We start from the raw sequence: 17,764 nt of genomic DNA on the forward strand, positions 1-17,764 counted from the left end.
GGCCCTGGCTCGTCGCCCGACCCGCGTTGCCAAGACCGCCGGCCCTCACGGCCACAGCAGCTCGCGGACCCACCCCTGCGGGGTGCGGCGGTAGCGCAGGCGGCCGTGGCGGCGCCGGGCCTCGCCCTGGAAGAACTCCACCTCGTCGGGCGCGAGCCGGTACAGGGTCCAGGTGGGCACCTCGGCCTCCGGCTCGCGCCCGGCCCGCTCCCAGGCCTCCTCCGAGGCGCGGGCCAGTTCCTCCGGCGAGGTGAGCAGCCGGCTCTGCCGGCCGGTGAGCGCGGCGGCCAGGGCGCCCGTGGACCGGGCGTGCAGATCGGCCTGCGCCTGCTCGTACGGGGCGGTCGTCACCGGGCCACGGACCCGGACCTGGCGGCCCAGCCGCGGCCAGTGGAAGGCCAGCGCCGCATACGGGCGCCCCGCCAGCTGGCGGCCCTTGCGGCTGTCCGCGTGCGTGGCGAAGGACCAGCCCTCCTCGTCGGCGCCGTGCAGCATCACGATGCGCACGTCCGCGCGGCCCTCGGCGTCGGCGGTCGCCAGGGACATCGTGTGCGGCTCGCGCTCACCGGCCTCGACGGCCTCCGCGAACCAGCGCACGAACAGGGGCAGCGGTGCCTCGGGCGCGCTGTCCGGGTCGAAGGGGGGCAGCCGGGTGACCTCCGGGTCCCACACGCGCAGTGATCTCAGCAGGGCGTCCAGATCGGTGTGCATGCGCCGAGTATCGCCCCGTCCGGTGCGCCCGCCGGACGGGCGTCGCGGCGCTCGGGCCCTGGCACAAAGGTCCCCGCAGTGCAGCAGGCGGCGGTCCACTCGGGTGAACCGCCGCCTGCCTGACAGGACTTGGGGGACCGGACAGTCATGGGCCCGGTCGGTTCCGGGGTGGCTCCGGGTTACTTCGTGGGCTTTCTTCCGGTGACACCCAGGTGCACCAACAGCGCGAGGTTCGGTTTCAGTTCGGCCTGCTTCACGCCCCAGGAGGAGAAGCCCTTCTGGTGGGCGGCGACGGCCGCGAGCATCGCGACGAGGGCACCGGCGATCGCGGCGGGGTTCACGTCCTTGTCGATCCTGCCCTTGGACTGGAGTTCGGCAACCGCGTCCGTGAGGGAGCTGTTCACGGCGTTCAGGATCTTCATGCGGAGCTTGTAGAAACGTTTGTCCCCCTCGGCGGCGCCGAGATCGACCACGCGCAGAATGGCGTCGTTGCGCCGCCAGAAGTCCAGGAAGCCGTCCACCAGATCCTGGGCGGTCTGCCAGCCCGCCTTGCCGGCCCAGGAGCGCCCTTCGAGCAGTTCGGCCAAGGCGGAGCTCTCCGAGGCCATTTGCTCGGCGATCTCCAGAACGGCCCCCTCGACGTCGGGGAAGTACTGGTAGAAGGTCGCGGGCGAAGTCCCCGCCTTCCGGGCCACGTCGATCACCTTGACGTCCCGGTAGGGGGAGGAGCTGAGCATGTCACTGAGGCAGTCGAGCAGCTTCTGCCGCGTCGCCTGCCCACGCCGGCCGGCCACGCGGCCGTCAACGGTGCGCACTTGTCCTGTCATGTCGTCAGCTTACCGACGGGGCGAGGGGTCGCGATTCGGCCGACTGCAAATGGGGTGAACGGGGGCCGGGAGGCCACAGTGCCTGGTCTGCGGGGTGCGGGCGGTGCGGGTTAGGTTGGCGTCATGGCCGAAAACAGGGCATCCGCATACCGGGAGGGCGTCCCCTGCTGGGTGGACGCGCAGCTCCCCGACGTCGAGGCGGGCAAGCGGTTCTACGGTGAGCTTTTCGGGTGGTCCTTCGAGACGGAGGCCGAGGACGGGACGTCCTACGGCGGCCCGGTGCTCGCCCGTCTCGAGGGCGCCCCGGTCGCCTCGATGTCCGCGAAGACGGACGGCCGCCTGCCCACCGTGTGGACCGTGTACTTCGCCGCCCCGGACCTGGCGGCGCTGGCCGGGCGGATCCAGGCCGGCGGCGGCCGGCTCCTGGGCGAGCCGCGGGCGGTCGGCCCCTACGGCACGGCCGCGCTGGCCGCCGACCCCGAGCACGCCGTGTTCGGGCTGTGGCAGGCGGGCCGGCACCCCGGCTTCGGGCGGCGGCACGAGCCGGGCACCTTCGGCTGGGCGCAGCTGTACACCCGGGGCACCGAGGCCGCCAACGCCTTCTACGGCGGCCTGTTCCACGAAGCCCTCTTCGGCCCGGACGCCCGCCCCGACTTCGGCCGCAGCACCGTCACCGACGTCTTCCCGCCGCCGATGCCGCCGCACTTCCTGGTGCACTTCCGGATCGCGGACACCGGGGCGGCCCTCGACACCGTCACCCGGCTGGGCGGCCGGGTGCAGGTGCCGCCGTTCACGGCCTCCTACGGAACCGTGGCGGTCGTCGCCGACAATCAGGGGGCGTCCTTCGCCCTGCTGCAACGGTGACCGGCCGGCGGGCGGACACGGTGACCGGTGCGGCCGCGCACCGGGTGACCGGCCGCGCCGCAAAGGTGACCGAAACTGCCGCAGTTCCGACCAGAACGGGTACGGTCGGCGCCCCAAGAGCGGTGTTCCACGGCGTTTGCGGCGGGACATCCCGATTCGTCGGCCGGTTCGCAACCGGTGCCGCGGCCAGGAAGAATCGGGGTGCGTGCCGCCACGGCGGTGCGGTGGTGAGACGCTGCACTTCGGTCGCGTACACATGGAGGTGGCGCGGCTCGTACGGGGAGGTGGCAGGCAAGTGGTGGATCAGCTGACGGAGCACGATCCGCGGCGGATCGGGCCGTTCGAGGTACTGGGACGGCTCGGCGCCGGCGGCATGGGGCTGGTCTATCTCGCCCGCTCGGCGTCAGGCCGACGGGTGGCGATCAAGACGGTGCGCTCCGAGCTGGCCGAGGACCAGCTGTTCCGGGTGCGCTTCACACGCGAGGTGGAGGCGGCGCGGGCCGTCTCCGGCTTCTACACGGCCGCGGTCGTCGACGCCGACCCGCGCGCCGCCGTGCCCTGGCTGGCCACCGCCTATGTGCCCGCCCCCTCGCTCGAGGAGATAGTGACCGAGTGCGGGCCGCTCCCGGTGCAGGCGGTGCGCTGGCTCGCCGCGGGCGTCGCCGAGGCACTGCAGTCCATCCACGGCGCCGGCCTGGTCCACCGCGACCTGAAGCCGTCCAACGTGCTGGTGGTCGAGGACGGGCCACGGGTGATCGACTTCGGCATCGCCTCCGGGGTGTCGAACACCCGGCTGACGATGACCAACGTCGCCGTGGGCACCCCCTCCTACATGTCGCCCGAGCAGGCCAAGGACTCCCGCAGCGTGACCGGCGCCAGCGACGTGTTCTCGCTCGGCTCCACCCTCGTCTTCGCCGCCACCGGCCACCCGCCCTTCCACGGCGCCAACCCGGTCGAGACGGTGTTCATGCTGCTGCGCGAGGGCCCGGACCTCGACGGCCTGCCGGACGAGCTGCGTCCGCTGATCGAGTCCTGCATGCAGATGGACCCCGCCGCCCGGCCCACCCCGGCGGACCTGCAGGCCCAGCTCGCCCCGCACCTGTTCGCCGGCGGCGACGACAGCGGCACCGCCTCGGCGTGGCTGCCCGAGCGTGCCGTCAGCCTCATCGAGGCCCGCCGCGGCGGCCGTACCACCGTGCCGCAGGCACGCTCCGGCAGCCGTCCGCCCGTGCCGCCCCCGCCGTCGCACGACCCGGTGGTCCCGGCGCCCGCCGCACCCCCGGCGCCCGCCGCACCCCCGGCGCCCGCCGTGCCTCCCGCCCCCGCGGTGCCCCCGGCACCCTCCGTGCCCCCGGCGCCCGCGAGGCCTCCGGCGCCCGCCCCGGTGCCCGTCGGCGCACCCTCCGCGGCCGGCGGCTCCGACACCGGCCCGGTGCTGCTGGCCGGCACCACGGTGCCCATCGGGCCCGGCCCGCGGGTCGCCGACGCCCGCGCCGCCGCCGCGGCCGTGCTGCTGCCGGCCGAGGGCCTGGCCGCCTCCTGGACCAAACCCGTCCCCGGACCGGGCGGCGCGACGGCGCCCGCGCCCACCCCGCCGAAGCCCGCCACGCCCCCGGAGGGCCCCTCCGGCTGGCGTCCGTGGCGCTTCCGGATGTCCAACGACGTCTGGGGCACCCCCGTCGTCGCCGGCGACCTGGTCTACGTCACCTCCTTCGAGGTGCACGCCCTGGACGTCGCCACCGGCCGGCGCCGCTTCAAGACCCGTGACGTGGCCTGGTCGATGACGGTGGCCGACGGCCGCATCCACGCCTCGGACGGGCCGACGCTGTTCGCCCTGGACGCCCGCGAGGGCACCGACGTCTGGCGGGTGCGCACCGACGCCTGGGTGTACTCGCTCAAGACCGACCGGGGCACCGTCGTCACCGGCAGCCGTGGCGGCGGCGTGCAGGCCTGGGACGCCGCGAGCGGCGGCAAACTGTGGGAGATCGGCGGCTGCCAGACCGACTTCGAGTCCGCCGAGGCCGGCCCCGTCGTCCACGACGGCACGGTGTACGTCTGGCAGAACGCCCGCCTGCGCGCCCTGGACGCCCGCAGCGGCGAGGAACGCTGGTCCTACCCCATCGGCGACGCGGCCTCCTGCGGCGGCGTCCCGGTCCGCCTCACCCCGGCCTCGGACGGCACCGTCTACGCCGCCGCCGGCACCCGCGTCCTCGCGCTGGAGGTGGCCACCGGCCGCCTGCGCTGGCACTTCGAGGCACCCGCGGTCTTCCTCTGCCCGCCCGCCTTCTCCCCGGGGCCCGCCGTCACCGGCGGCGGCGTCTACCTGGCCGACTACCTCGGCACGGTCTACGCCCTGGACTCCGCCGACGGCCGCGACCGCTGGCGCATCGCCACCGAGGCGCGCTCCGGCGTCGACCCGGTCCTGGTGGCGGCCGGCCACGTCCATGTCGGCAGCGGCAACGGCCTGTACACCCTGGACGCGGTCACCGGCACCCCCAAGTGGCGGTTCCAGGCGGGCGGCGAGGTCGTCGGCTCCCCGGCGGTCGCCGAGGGCCGCATCCACTTCGGCTCCACCGACCACCTGCTCTACACCCTCAAGGCGGACGACGGCCGCCTGCGCTGGAAACTCGCCACCGGCGGCGAGATCACCGGCTCCCCGGTGGTGAAGGACGGAGTGGTGTACGCCTGCAGCAAGGACCGCTGCGTGTACGCCCTGGACGCGGAGAAGGGCACCGGCACCGCACGCTCCGCCTGACCGCCCGGCACACCACGGTGGACGGCCGCCGTACGGGGCGCACGCCGCGCCCCCGGACGGCGGCCGCCCGTCCGTCCGGGGCCCGCGCACGGCGAGCCCCGCCCGCAGTGCCGGCCGCACGGTGCACGCCGTCCGCCCCGAGGCTTTCGGCCGGATCTCGCCGTGACGGCTCCACGGTTGCTGTGCCGTGGCTAGACTGCCGCCATGCCGATACGGGGGCGTTCAGCGAGATTCACGGTCGTCATGGTTGCGGTGGTGCTGGCTCTGACCGGCTTCTCACGCGGCGGACACGGCCGGGGACACGGTTCGGACGGCGAGGGCGGCGGCAGCGGATGCAGCAGTTCCCGCCAGAACCACGACAGCTCCTCGGGCAGCGGCGGCGTGTCCAAGGACGACGGCTCGGACTACGACTCCGGGTACGGCTCGGGCTACAGCTCCGGGTACGGCTCGGGCTACGGCGGCGGCTACCGGGGCTCGTACCACCACGGCCACGACGACACGGACGACGACACGTCGGGCAGCGGCGGCAGCGGCACCGGCTACTCGACGCTCGAGTCCGCGACCACCGAACTGCTCAGCTGCGCCACGTCGAAGAAGCGGTACGCGATGGTCAAGGTCACCAACCCCAACGACGTCTACGGCACCTTCGAGGTGACCATCCGCTTCACCGGTGCCGGCGGCATGCTGATCGACTCCGTGGTGAAGGAGGCGTCGGTGCCCGCGGGCGACTCGGTGACCGTCCGCATCGAGCCGGATCTGTCGGCCGATGGCGCACGCCGGCTGAAACACTGCGACCTCAACCCGACGGCGCCCGCCACGTCCTGACGAACGGCGCCCGCCACGTGCCCGGCACCGGTGGCGTTCCGGCACCGGCGCCGGAACGCCACCGGTGCCGGAACGCACTCGCGTGGCGCATCCGACGACGGACAGCCATGTGTGTCGCGCCGGCGGCCCCGGCCCGGCACCCGTGCGACCGGACCGCGTCCGGAAACGACACGGCGGCCGCGACGGCTCCCCCCTGGGCCGTCGCGGCCGTCTCCCCCGTGTCCCCGATGCCTACTGCGCCGGCTCGAAGGGCTCCGAGGTGGCGTGCATGTCCTTCGTGGTGACCGGCTCGCCGGTGGCGTGCATGTCGTCGGTGGTGTCCTCACCGTTGCCGGTCCGAGCGGCATCCGCCGCAGTGGCGGTCCGGGTGGTGCCGGTGGCGTGCATGTCCTGCGGCGTGATGTCCGACTCGTCGCTCATGGTGCGTACTCCACTTGGTTGTCCGTCTCAGGGCCGGCTGTCCGTCCGGTCACTCCCCCTGGCATGACCGGACGGACCTCCCCGGGCGCGCTTCCCCCAGATCCCCCGATCCCCGGTGCGCGGCCTGCCGAGCCGACCCCCACGCCCCCCGACGCGACGGGCCGACTGAGTCCAGCATGGCCCGCGGCGATAAACGAACGATGAACGCCGCCGCCGACGACGTTCAGCCGACGGTGTGCAGCCGATACGTTCCTCCACCCCATCAGGCCGCCTGCACCGGGTTGAGCAGCTCCCGCACGGCGGCCGCCTCCGGAGAGCCGAGGGTCTCGTAGATGTGCAGGGCCTCCTGCCAGCACACCTGGGCCCGGTCGGTCTGGCCGATGCGGGACAGCGCCTGCCCGAGCACGGTGAGCACATTGCCGCGCCGCCACTCGCCGCCGATGCCGCGCAGCACGGTCAGGGCCCTCTCGGCGTTGGCGGCGGCCTGCGCCGGGCGCTGCGCGGCCAGGTCGACCTCCGCCAGCCGGAACAGCGTCATGCCCTCCCACAGCCGCTGCCGGCTGTCGCGGAAGACGAGCAGCGCCTCGTGCAGACTGCTCGCGGCCGCGTCGAGCCGGCCGCTCTCGGTGAGCGCCAGGCCCAGGGCGTAGCGTCCGTTCGCGCCCCGCATGGAGTTGCCCATGGCGTCGTAGATGCCGATGCCCTGCTCGGCGAGGTCGACGGCGCTCCGCAGCCGGCCGGCCGCCAGGCGGATGCGGGACAGATTGCACAGCGCGCTCGCCTCGCCCGGGCGGTCGCCCAGCTGCCGGAAGAGCCGGATGGCCTCGCTGAGATGCTCCTCCCCGTCCGCGGTGCGGCCCTGGTAGAGCGCGATGATGCCGCGCGCGTTGCGCGCCCAGCACACCGGCAGCGGATCCTCCGCCTGACCGGCGAGCCGGATCACCTGCTCCGCCTCCTCGTCCGCCCTGTCGAAGCGGCCGCCGTCGACGTGGGCGTGGGCCAGGGTCATCAGGGCGCGGGCCGAGATCCGGGCCACGCCCAGCTCGCGTGCCGCCTCGTACAGCGCCGTGGCGGTGGCCTCGTACTCCTTGGAGTTCGCGCCCGACTCGGACAGGTCCAGGGCCGCCCAGAGCAGATCGATGGCCGCGCCCAGCCCGGCCGGCCGGTCCGCCTGCCGGCGGGCGGTGGCCAGCAGGCAGTTCGCCTCCGTGTACAGCCAGTCCCGGGCACTGGTGCGGGAGGTGAACCGCAGACCCGGACGGCGGGTGGGCGTCAGGTGCTCCACCAGCTTGTCCCCGGGCCGTTCGATCGCGTACACCCCGGCGGTCGTGGCCAGGTAGAAGTCCAGCAGCCGCGCCAGCGCCGCCTCGCTCTCGCCCGGCTCCTGCTCGTCGCGCTCGGCGCGGTCACGGGCGTAGAGGCGGACCAGGTCGTGGAAGCGGTAGCGGCCCGGAGCGGCGGACTCCAGCAGGGAGATGTCCACCAGGGACTCCAGCAGGTCCTCCGTCTCCTCCTGCGGCAGGTCCAGGACGGCGGCCGCGGCGGCGAGGGAGATGTCCGGGCCGTCGGCCAGGCCCAGCAGACGGAAGGCACGGGCCTGGGCCGGCTCCAGCTGGCCGTAGCCCAGTTCGAAGGTGGCCTTGACGGCGAGGTCGCCCGCTCTCAGTTCGTCCAGCCGACGGCGTTCGTCGGCGAGCTTGGCCGCCAGCACCGACACCGTCCAGGTGCGGCGGGCCGCCAGCCGGGACGCGGCGATGCGGATGGCCAGCGGAAGAAAGCCGCAGGCGGCCACCACGTCCAGCGCGGCCTCCCGTTCGCTCGCCACCCGCTCCTCGCCGACGATCTTGGTGAAGAACGCCAGCGCCTCCTTGGGGCTCATCACGTCCAGGTCCACCAGGTGGGCGCCCGCCAGGCCGGTCATCCGGGTGCGGGAGGTGATGAGGGCGGCGCAGCCCTCCGCGCCCGGCAGCAGCGGCCTGACCTGGGCCGCGTCGCGCGCGTTGTCCAGCAGGACGAGGACCCGGCGGCCGTCGAGGAGGGAGCGGTACAGGGCCGCGCGTTCCTCCAGGGAGTCCGGGACGGCCGAGTCGGCCGTGCCCAGGGCGCGCAGGAAGGACCCGAGCACCGTCTCCGGATCGGTCGGCGACGGACCCGCGCCCCGCAGGTCGACGTAGAGCTGGCCGTCGGGGAAGGCGGGGCGCGCCTGGTGGGCGACGTGCACCGCGAGCGTCGTCTTGCCCACGCCGCCGATGCCCGCCAGTGCCGACACGGCCATCACCCGGCCCTTCGCCGAGGCGAGTACCTCGCTCAGCTCGCTGACGAACGCCGCTCGGCCCGTGAAGTCCGACACGGTTGCCGGGAGTTGAGCCGGACGCGCCACCGTGGGAGCCGGTGCGGGCGCGGGCGTCGCGGGCCGGGCCAGAGCCGGGTCGGTGCGCAGGATGCGCTGCTGCAGCTCGCGCAGCTCCGGGCCCGGGTCGACCCCCAGCTCGTCGGCCAGCAACCGGCGGGTGTCGGCGTACACCGCGAGCGCCTCGGCCTGGCGGCCGCTGCGGTACAGGGCCAGCATCAGCAGCTCCCGCAGATGCTCCCGCAGCGGGTGGGCCGCCGTCAGCGCCGTCAGCTCGGAGACCACCTCGGCGTGGCAGCCCTGCTCCAGATCCAACTCCAGCCGCATCTCCACCAGTTGCAGCCGCCACTCCTGCAGCCGGGCACGCTGGGTCTCGGCGTACGGGCCCGGCACCCCGGCGAGGGGCTCGCCGTCCCACACCTCCAGGGCGCGGCGCAGCGCGGCCCGCGCACTGCCGAGGTCACCGGTCGCGCGGGCCTTCTCCGCGGTGGCGACCAGCGTGCGCACCCTCGTCAGATCCAGGGCGTCCTCGCCCAGTCCGCGCACCGCGTACCCGCCGGACTCGCTGACCAGCATCCCCGGGTCGAGCAGCTTGCGCAGCCGGGAGGCGTAGGTGCGCACCGTGGCCAGGGCCTGCGCGGGCGGCTCCTCGCCCCACAGCGCGTCGATCAGTTCGGCCGCGGTCGCGGTACGGCCCTCGCGCAGCAGCAGCGCGGCCAGCAGGGCGCGTTGCTGAGGCGACCCCGTGGACAGGGCTTCCTCACCGCGCCAGGCACGCACCGGGCCGAGCAGGCCGAAGCGCAGCGGCACCGGCTGTTCGGGCACCCGCTGCTCGGGTACTCGTGGCACACCGTCCATCGCTGCTCCCTGGCCCCCCGGTGTTCGCTCACTGCCAACCAGGAGGCCAGTTTGCCTTGTTCATGGCAGTAGCGTCAGCCACGGGCGGGTGCGCTCACAGCTCGTCGCGCCCGGCGTCACATCGCCCCCACAACCTCTCCGCAGCGCCCGTCCGAGCCGGCCGGGAAGGCCGGACGCCGGCGCCGGCGGCCTCGCCCCGCCCCACGGCCCGCACCCACCGTGCACCGTCCCACCACGTGGTCGCCCCCTGCTGCACCGCCCCGCACCCCTCCTATCCTCGAAGGATGACGACTTCCGCGACCTCCGGAACGGGTCCCACCGAGAACTCCCTGCGTCGCGCGCTGAAACGTGCCCGGGACGGCGTCGCGCTGGACGTCGCCGAGGCGGCGGTGCTGCTCCAGGCTCGCGGGCCGCATCTCGACGACCTCACCGCGTCGGCCGCCCGGGTCAGGGACGCGGGGCTGCGGGCCGCCGGCCGGCCCGGCGTCATCACCTACTCCAAGAGCGTCTTCATCCCGCTGACCCGGCTGTGCCGGGACAAGTGCCACTACTGCACCTTCGTCACCGTGCCGGGCAAGCTGCGCCGTGCCGGGCACGGGATGTTCATGTCGCCGGACGAGGTGCTCGACATCGCCCGCAAGGGCGCCGCGCTCGGTTGCAAGGAAGCCCTGATCACCCTCGGCGACAAGCCGGAGGACCGCTGGCCCGAGGCACGCGAGTGGCTGGACGCGCACGGCTACGACGACACCCTCGCCTACGTCCGCGCGATCTCCATCCGCATCCTGGAGGAGACCGGGCTGCTGCCGCACCTCAATCCGGGCGTGCTGAGCTGGACGGACTTCCAGCGTCTCAAGCCCGTCGCGCCCAGCATGGGCATGATGCTGGAGACCACCGCGACCCGTCTGTGGTCCGAGCCGGGCGGCCCGCACCACGGCTCCCCGGACAAGGAGCCCGCGGTGCGGCTGCGCGTCCTGGAGGACGCGGGCCGCTCCTCGGTGCCGTTCACCTCCGGGATCCTGATCGGCATCGGCGAGACCTACGAGGAGCGCGCCGAGTCCCTGTTCGCGCTCAGGAAGGTCGCCCGCGCCTACCACGGCATCCAGGAGGTGATCGTCCAGAACTTCCGCGCCAAGCCGGACACGGCGATGCGCGGCATGCCCGACGCCGAGCTGGACGACCTGGTCGCCACGGTCGCCGTGGCCCGCCTCATCCTCGGCCCGAGCGCCTGCATCCAGGCCCCGCCGAACCTGGTGGACGGCGAGTACGAGCGGCTCATCGCGGCCGGCATCGACGACTGGGGCGGTGTCTCCCCCCTGACCATCGACCACGTCAACCCGGAGCGTCCCTGGCCGCAGATCGAGGAACTGGCCGAGAGGTCCCGCGCCGCCGGTTTCGAGCTGCGCGAACGGCTGTGCGTGTACCCGGAGTTCGTCACCCGTGGCGAACCCTGGCTGGACCCGCGGCTGCTGCCGCACGTGACCGCCCTGGCCGACCCGGACACCGGCCTGGCCCGGCAGGACGCCACCGTCGAGGGCCGCCCCTGGCAGGAGCCGGAGGAGGTGTTCACCGCGGGCGGCCGCACCGACCTGCACCGCACCATCGACACCGAGGGCCGCAGCAGCGACCGCCGCGCCGACTTCGACGAGGTCTACGGCGACTGGGGCGCCCTGCGCGAGGCCGCGGCCGGCGGCATGGCGCCGCAGCGCATCGACACCGACGTCCGGCAGGCGTTGCGCACCGCCGCCGACGACCCCACCCGGCTCACCGACGACGAGGCCCTGGCCCTGCTGCACGCCGACGGCGCCGCCCTGGACGCCCTGTGCCGGGTGGCCGACGACGTCCGCAAGAGCGCCGTCGGCGACGACGTGACGTACATCGTCACCCGCAACATCAACTTCACCAACGTCTGCTACACCGGCTGCCGTTTCTGCGCCTTCGCGCAGCGTCGCACCGACGCCGACGCCTACACCCTGTCCCTGGAGCAGATCGCCGACCGGGCCCAGCAGGCCTGGGACGTGGGCGCGGTGGAGGTGTGCATGCAGGGCGGCATCCACCCGGACCTGCCCGGCACGGCCTACTTCGACATCGCCCGCGCGGTCAAGGAGCGCGTGCCCGGCATGCATGTGCACGCCTTCTCCCCGATGGAGGTCGTCAACGGCGCCACCCGCACCGGCATGTCCGTCCGCGAGTGGCTGACGGCCGCGAAGGAGGCGGGCCTGGACACCATCCCGGGCACCGCCGCGGAGATCCTGGACGACGAGGTCCGCTGGGTCCTCACCAAGGGCAAACTGCCCACGTCCACCTGGATCGAGGTCATCACCACCGCGCACGAGCTGGGCATCCGCTCGTCGTCGACGATGATGTACGGCCACGTGGACCAGCCCCGCCACTGGCTCGGGCACCTGCGCACCCTGGCCCGCATCCAGCAGCAGACCGGCGGTTTCACCGAGTTCGTGACCCTGCCGTTCGTGCACACCAACGCCCCGGTGTACCTGGCGGGCATCTCCCGGCCCGGCCCGAGCATGCGGGACAACCGCGCGGTGACGGCCATGGCCCGGCTGCTGCTGCACCCGCACATCCCCAACATCCAGACCAGCTGGGTGAAGCTGGGCACCGAGGGCGCGGCGGAGATGCTGCGCTCCGGCGCCAACGACCTGGGCGGCACGCTGATGGAGGAGACCATCTCCCGCATGGCGGGCTCCTCCTACGGCTCGTACAAGTCGATCCGGGACCTCGTCGCGGTCGCCGAGGCGGCCGGCCGTCCCGCCAAGCCCCGCACCACCCTGTACGGAGAGGTCCCGGAGGAACGGCAGCGCGCGGCGGCCGCCTCGGACGGCCATCTGCCGGAGCTGCTGCCGGTTCTGGAGTGACCCGGGGGCGCGGGACGGCCCCGCACGCGCCGTCCCGCGCACCGCGCCCGCCCTCCGCCTGACAGACGGCGCGGCGCGTCACAGTACGATGAGCCGACCGTTCCGGGGGCGTCCACAGCTGAGGAGATGCGTGCCCGTGCCTGCCCGAATACCCTCGTGGGCCTGGGTCAGCGGCCTGACCGCGGGAGCGGTCGCCGTGCTCGGAGTGCTGGCCTTGCAGGCGAGCCACGGCCCGCACCCCACGGCCGCGACCGCGCGCCCGAGCAGCTCCGCGTCGGCGAGCGCGCACCCGTCCCCCAGCCCGAGCCCCACCCCGACCCCGCCCGCGATCCCGGACGACTCGGGCACGGGCCGTCGCATCGTCTACTCCCTCGGCCAGAAGCGCGTGTGGATCGTGGACGAGCGTGGCATGCCGGCGCGCACCTTCCCCGTGTGGCCGGGCACGGTCAGCCCGGACCCGGGCAGCTACGCGATCTCCCAGCGGGTGCCGTCCACCAAGGGCTCCGACGGCGTGCAGATCGAGCACATCATGTACTTCGCCGGAAAGTCGGGCGTGTTCATCGCGTTCTCCAACGCCGTCGACGGCTCCTCGCCGCCACCGGTCGGCCCCGGCATCAAGACGGGTGGCATCCGCACCGGCAAGGAGGACGGCGACGCGCTGTGGGCGTTCGCCACCGTCAAGACCCGGGTGGTGGTGGTCCCCTGACCTCCGGCCCGCGCACCCGATCCGGGCGCGCGGGCCGGCACCCCGCGGCCGCCGCGCCCTGCCTTTCCGACAAGCCCTGACGGACGGTTCCTGTTCGATTACAGTGCTCGGCGTCACACGTGCGGACGGTGCCGTGAGGGAGGTCTGGGTGGGCAGGACATCCGGTGCCGTCTGGGGGCGTACCGAGCAGCAGGACTTCCGCAGCCGGGTGCGCGGCACGCTGCTCGGGGTGGCCCTGGGCGACGCGCTCGGGGCACCGGTGAACGGGCTGGACCTGGACGCGATCAAGGGGGCGTACGGGCCCGAGGGCGTCGTGGACCTGGTGCCGGCCCACGGGCGGCGCGGCGCGGTCACCCACTTCACCCAGCTGACGCTGTTCTCCGTGGACGGGCTGATCCGGGCGCAGGTGCGGCGCGACACCGGGGCCTGGCACCCGCCGACGGACCTGCACCGTGCCTACCGGCGCTGGGCGGCCACCCAGCGGGACTGGGGGCCGGACGAGCGCCGCGCGGAGGACGGCTGGCTGGCCCGCGAGGAGTGGCTGTACGCGCGGCGGGACGCGACCCGGGCGCTGCTGGTCGGGTTCGGCGACGACATCATGGGCACGCCTCAGACGCCGAAGAACCCGGGGGAGCGCGGGCCGGAGGCCGCCGTCCGGTCGGCACCGTTCGGGCTGCTGGTGGGCTGGGACCCGCATCTGGTGGTGCAGCTGGCGGTGGAGTGCGCGGCGCAGACCCACGGGCATCCGGTGGCGTGTCTGACCGCGGGCGCGTACGCCGCGGTGGTGCACGCGCTGGCCCGTGGGGACAGCCTGGACGGCGCCGTGCAGAGGACGCTGGCGCTGCTGGCGCAGCGCCCCGGGCACGAGGCGGTCTCCGACGCGCTGCAGCACGCGCTGGGCGCGGTGCGGCAGGGCATGCCGACCCCGGCCCGGGTGGAGGAGCTGGCCGGCCAGGGCAGCGCGGAGGGCGTGCTGGCCGTGGCCGTGTACTGCGCGTACGTCGGGGAGGACGTCCGGCACGGGCTGTGCCTGGCGGTGAACCAGTCCGGCCCGTCGGGCGCGGCCGGTGCGCTCACCGGTGGTCTGCTCGGTGCCCTGCACGGCGAGACGGCCCTCCCGCCGGCCTGGCTGGCCGAGCTGGAGGGCCGTCCCACGGTGCTGGCGCTGGCGGACGACTTCGCGATGGAGATGACCCAGGGGCCCGCGCTGCACGGTCCCGCCGGATCGTCCCCGGGCTGGCTGGCCCGCTACCCGCGGGCCTGACCGGGCGACCGGGCGGGACCTGCTACGGCCGCCTGCCCGCCACACCGTCCTCGGCGCCCGCCGGTGCCGGGACCGCGGCCGTCGCGGACCGGTCGCCGTCGTCGTCCGTGTTGACCTTCTCGACGATCTCCAGCCGTTCGGGGGTGTCCTCGGGCTTGAGGTGGCCGACGACGACGAACAGCACCAGGGACACCGCGAGCGGCACGGACACCTGGTACTGCAGCGCCACGCCGCCGACGGCCGCGTCGATCGGGTAGTTCACCAGGTAGAAGGCGATCAGACCGGCGGCCCAGCTGATGAGCGCGGCCGTCGGGCCGGAGCGGCGGAAGGGCCGCAGCAGGCCGAGCATCATCGGGATGGCGATCGGGCCCATCAGACCGGCCACCCATGTGATGACGACGGTGATGATGTCCTTGAACGTGGGGGAGTCGACCTGGGTGGCCACCGCCATGGACAGGCCGAGGAAGACGACGGTGGTGACGCGGGCCGCGATCAGGCCGCTGCGCGCACCCCAGGCGCGGGCCCGCTGCGACAGCACGGGTGCCACGTCCCGCGTGAAGACGGCGGCGATGGCGTTGGCGTCGGAGGAGCACATGGCCATCGTGTGCGAGAAGAAGCCGACGACGACCAGGCCCAGCAGGCCGTGCGGCAGGAGCTGTTCGGTCATCAGGCCGTAGGAGTCGGAGCCGTCCGGCTTCTGGGCGTGCACCAGCAGCGGCGACATCCACATCGGGTAGAACAGCACGACCGGCCACACCAGCCACAGCACGGACGACAGCCAGGCGGACCGCTCGGCCTGCCGGGCGTTGCCCGTCGCCATGTAGCGCTGGGCCTGGTTGAGCATGCCGCCGTTGTACTCGAACAGCTTGATGAACAGGAACGCCAGCAGGAACACCGTGCCGTAGGGGCCGACCAGGGGCTTGGCGTGGCCGTGCAGGGCCGGCTCGTCCCAGGCGCCGAGGAAGCCGATGCCCTTGTCGTTCAGCTTCAGCACCACCGCGACGAACATGGACACACCGGCGAGCAACTGGATGACGAACTGGCCGAGTTCGGTCAGCGCGTCCGCCCACAGGCCGCCGATCGTGCAGTAGACGGCGGTGATCACACCGGTGATGAGGATGCCCTGGTTGAGGGTGACGCCGGTGAAGACGGACAGCAGGGTCGCGATCGCCGCCCACTTGGCGCCCACGTCCACGATCTTCAGCAGCATGCCGGACCAGGCCAGTGCCTGCTGGGTGGGGACGTTGTAGCGGTTCTTCAGGTACTCCAGCGGTGAGGCGACGTGCAGCCGGGAGCGCATGCGGTTGATGCGGGGCGCGAACAGCCGGGCGCCGATGGCGATGCCGAGGGCGATCGGGAACGACCAGGTGACGAACGAGGTGACGCCGTAGGTGTAGGCGATGCCCGCGTACCCGGTGAACATCACCGCGCTGTAGCCGGACATGTGGTGCGAGATGCCCGACAGCCACCAGGGCATCTTGCCGCCCGCGGTGAAGAAGTCGCTGACGTTGTCCACGCGCTTGTGCGACCAGATCCCGATCGCGACCATCACGCCGAAGTAGCCGATCAGCACGGCCCAGTCGAGACCGTTCATGTGCCCCCTTCCAGGGTCCGCCTTGTGAACTCCGCTCAGCTGGTTGGCACTTCGCATGAGCGGGGTAGGGGCGAGGCAGGCCGCGAAGTGCCCGCTCATCGTGGGTGTGCGTGCAGGGGCACGACAAGCGAGCAACAGGTCAAGAGCGGGTAAAAATGTTCCTCGTCCTGACCGTTGTTCATGATGGTGAACAGCGCCGGGAAGGGGTGGCCAGACGGAATCCGAACCCGGTGCGGGCATGAGAAGAGCCCCCTCGGCAAGGACGGCGGACTGGTCGAGAGGGCTCTTGAGGCGGCGTCGCCGGCGGTGCCGGAACGCCTGTCGCTCCGATTCAGTTGTGTCGGCCGGGCCGGGTGGGAGATCCCGGCCGGGACGCGGCAGGAGGATCGCGACGATCCGCCCGGTCACGCCCTGATCGACGCCACGAAGGACTTCCAGGCCTCGGCCGGGAAGGTCAGCACCGGACCCTGCGGGACCTTCGAGTCCCGGACCGCCATGGAGGCGACGACCGGCGACTTGACCTCGACGCACGCGCCGTTGCCCGTGGAGTACGAGGACTTGGTCCACGTCTGGGTGGCGCCCTGACGAATTGCCATTTCAGCTCCGGAATGCAGTGGAGTGGTTGAGTCGCTGTCACCGCACGACGTGTTCGCCGTGAACCCACTGCGCGGTTCCGGGAACCCTGCGCGCGGCGTGCACCACCGTCGTCCACGGTGGCGTGATCGACGCTACCCGCCACTTCCGGGCTCGTGCCGGATCGTTCACTCGACCGGATGGCATATTCCCAGGCGTCTTCCGAGAAAGCGGAAGGAGGTGTACCGTGCGCCTTTCTCAGCTCGCGTACGACTTGGCCATGTCGGCGATGAACTGGCGCGACTGCTCCACGTTCAGCGCCTGCGCCCGCAGGTGCTCGTACAGCACACTGTATTTCCGTACGTCGTTCGCCTTCTCCAGATACAGGTCGCTCGTGACACCCTCGATGTAGACGACACTGGAGTCGGCGGCATCCGGGAACTCCAGAATGGCGTACTGTCCGTTCAGACCGGGATGCGCGCCCATCTCGAACGGGATCACCTGGACGGTCACATGCGGCAGCTGGGACTGCTCCACCAGATGCTCCAACTGCTCGCGCATCACCGCCTTGCCGCCCACCACCCGGCGCAGGGCGGCCTCGTCGAGCACGGTCCACAGACGCAGCGGATTCTCGGTGGCGGAGATTCGTTCCTGCCGCCGCATGCGCACCTGCACCCGCTTGTCGATGTCCGCGGGCGCCGTCTCCGGCAGCGCACCCGTGATCAACGCCTGCGCGTACGCACGGGTCTGCAACAGGCCGGGCACCACCTGCGGATCGTAGACTCTCAGGCTCGCCGCGTCCGTCTCCAGGCCGATGTAGACGCTGTACGGAATGTCGCCGAAGGAATGCCACCAGCCCTGCTGGCGCGAATCCTTGGCCATCTGCATCAGCGACTCGACGACCCGCTGATCCTCCACCTCGTAGACCCCGCACAGATCGCGGACATCACGCTGGCTGATGCTGCGCCGGCCGTTCTCCAGACGGCTGATCTTCGATTGCGACACCAGCAGCCGTTCCGCCACCTCCTCGGCCGTCATGCCCTTGAGCTCCCGGAGCCTGCGCAGCTCCTGGCCCAGCCGGCGTCGCCTGACGGTGGGGTTGACATTGGACGCCACGGGACGTGCACCTCCGGCTGCATGCCTCTGC

Annotated in this window: 13 protein-coding genes; 6 read left to right on the top strand and 7 right to left on the bottom strand. The window is 73.0% G+C overall.

Annotation, left to right across the window (positions count from 1 at the left end):
- Positions 1 to 45: 45 nt before the first annotated feature.
- Together OG899_RS15365 and OG899_RS15370 are read right to left on the bottom strand one after the other, a co-directional pair.
- Positions 46 to 711, bottom strand: coding sequence for a pyridoxal 5'-phosphate synthase (locus tag OG899_RS15365; protein ID WP_125499849.1), 666 nt, complete (start codon positions 709 to 711; stop codon positions 46 to 48).
- A 179-nt stretch (positions 712 to 890) separates the two neighbouring features.
- Complete coding sequence (locus OG899_RS15370; protein WP_125499868.1) at positions 891 to 1,526, bottom strand: TetR family transcriptional regulator; 636 nt, start codon at positions 1,524 to 1,526, stop codon at positions 891 to 893.
- Between the two features lie 135 nt (positions 1,527 to 1,661).
- Between OG899_RS15370 and OG899_RS15375 the strand changes: the two genes are divergently transcribed.
- The 3 genes from OG899_RS15375 to OG899_RS15385 all read left to right on the top strand — a co-directional run bounded on the left by OG899_RS15375 (position 1,662) and on the right by OG899_RS15385 (position 5,982).
- Positions 1,662 to 2,402, top strand: coding sequence for a VOC family protein (locus tag OG899_RS15375; protein WP_189427792.1), 741 nt, complete (start codon positions 1,662 to 1,664; stop codon positions 2,400 to 2,402).
- A 295-nt stretch (positions 2,403 to 2,697) separates the two neighbouring features.
- Positions 2,698 to 5,157: a PQQ-binding-like beta-propeller repeat protein gene (locus OG899_RS15380; protein ID WP_406311060.1), complete on the top strand. Its 2,460-nt coding sequence runs from the start codon at positions 2,698 to 2,700 to the stop codon at positions 5,155 to 5,157.
- Between the two features lie 255 nt (positions 5,158 to 5,412).
- Positions 5,413 to 5,982: a hypothetical protein gene (locus tag OG899_RS15385; protein WP_229813837.1), complete on the top strand. Its 570-nt coding sequence runs from the start codon at positions 5,413 to 5,415 to the stop codon at positions 5,980 to 5,982.
- Between the two features lie 231 nt (positions 5,983 to 6,213).
- On the opposite strand, the gene OG899_RS15390 is transcribed toward OG899_RS15385, so the two are convergent.
- Positions 6,214 to 6,402, bottom strand: a complete 189-nt coding sequence (locus OG899_RS15390) for a hypothetical protein (protein ID WP_406311061.1) — start codon at positions 6,400 to 6,402, stop codon at positions 6,214 to 6,216.
- A gap of 262 nt (positions 6,403 to 6,664) precedes the next feature.
- Positions 6,665 to 9,610, bottom strand: coding sequence for a BTAD domain-containing putative transcriptional regulator (locus tag OG899_RS15395; protein ID WP_189427791.1), 2,946 nt, complete (start codon positions 9,608 to 9,610; stop codon positions 6,665 to 6,667).
- Positions 9,611 to 9,894: 284 nt separating this feature from the next.
- Here OG899_RS15395 and OG899_RS15400 point away from each other — a divergent pair, with 284 nt between their 5' ends.
- The 3 genes from OG899_RS15400 to OG899_RS15410 all read left to right on the top strand — a co-directional run bounded on the left by OG899_RS15400 (position 9,895) and on the right by OG899_RS15410 (position 14,450).
- Positions 9,895 to 12,480, top strand: coding sequence for a bifunctional FO biosynthesis protein CofGH (locus tag OG899_RS15400; RefSeq protein ID WP_125500159.1), 2,586 nt, complete (start codon positions 9,895 to 9,897; stop codon positions 12,478 to 12,480).
- A 136-nt stretch (positions 12,481 to 12,616) separates the two neighbouring features.
- On the top strand, positions 12,617 to 13,186 hold the full coding sequence (locus tag OG899_RS15405) for a hypothetical protein (protein ID WP_125500160.1): 570 nt from the start codon (positions 12,617 to 12,619) through the stop codon (positions 13,184 to 13,186).
- A gap of 148 nt (positions 13,187 to 13,334) precedes the next feature.
- Positions 13,335 to 14,450 carry an ADP-ribosylglycohydrolase family protein gene (locus tag OG899_RS15410; RefSeq protein WP_168131754.1) on the top strand — a complete coding sequence of 372 codons (1,116 nt, stop codon included), beginning with the start codon at positions 13,335 to 13,337 and terminating at the stop codon, positions 14,448 to 14,450.
- Positions 14,451 to 14,472: 22 nt separating this feature from the next.
- Here OG899_RS15410 and OG899_RS15415 read toward each other — a convergent pair whose 3' ends face one another.
- From OG899_RS15415 to OG899_RS15425, 3 genes are all read right to left on the bottom strand, one after another.
- Complete coding sequence (locus tag OG899_RS15415) at positions 14,473 to 16,044, bottom strand: sodium:solute symporter family protein (RefSeq protein WP_125500162.1); 1,572 nt, start codon at positions 16,042 to 16,044, stop codon at positions 14,473 to 14,475.
- Between the two features lie 404 nt (positions 16,045 to 16,448).
- On the bottom strand, positions 16,449 to 16,640 hold the full coding sequence (locus OG899_RS15420) for a DUF397 domain-containing protein (RefSeq protein ID WP_125500163.1): 192 nt from the start codon (positions 16,638 to 16,640) through the stop codon (positions 16,449 to 16,451).
- Positions 16,641 to 16,875: 235 nt separating this feature from the next.
- Positions 16,876 to 17,733: a helix-turn-helix transcriptional regulator gene (locus tag OG899_RS15425; protein ID WP_125500164.1), complete on the bottom strand. Its 858-nt coding sequence runs from the start codon at positions 17,731 to 17,733 to the stop codon at positions 16,876 to 16,878.
- Between the last annotated feature and the right edge of the window lie 31 nt (positions 17,734 to 17,764).

The sequence above is a fragment of the Streptomyces thermoviolaceus genome (assembly GCF_045209695.1).
GTDB classification, from domain to species: domain Bacteria; phylum Actinomycetota; class Actinomycetes; order Streptomycetales; family Streptomycetaceae; genus Streptomyces; species Streptomyces thermoviolaceus.

Coding starts and splice junctions, on each gene's coding strand:
- OG899_RS15365 (WP_125499849.1), bottom strand. CDS start 711: ATGCACACCGATCTGGACGCCCTGCTGAGATCACTGCGCGTGTGGGAC.
- OG899_RS15375 (WP_189427792.1), top strand. CDS start 1,662: ATGGCCGAAAACAGGGCATCCGCATACCGGGAGGGCGTCCCCTGCTGG.
- OG899_RS15390 (WP_406311061.1), bottom strand. CDS start 6,402: ATGAGCGACGAGTCGGACATCACGCCGCAGGACATGCACGCCACCGGC.
- OG899_RS15395 (WP_189427791.1), bottom strand. CDS start 9,610: ATGGACGGTGTGCCACGAGTACCCGAGCAGCGGGTGCCCGAACAGCCG.
- OG899_RS15400 (WP_125500159.1), top strand. CDS start 9,895: ATGACGACTTCCGCGACCTCCGGAACGGGTCCCACCGAGAACTCCCTG.
- OG899_RS15415 (WP_125500162.1), bottom strand. CDS start 16,044: ATGAACGGTCTCGACTGGGCCGTGCTGATCGGCTACTTCGGCGTGATG.
- OG899_RS15420 (WP_125500163.1), bottom strand. CDS start 16,640: ATGGCAATTCGTCAGGGCGCCACCCAGACGTGGACCAAGTCCTCGTAC.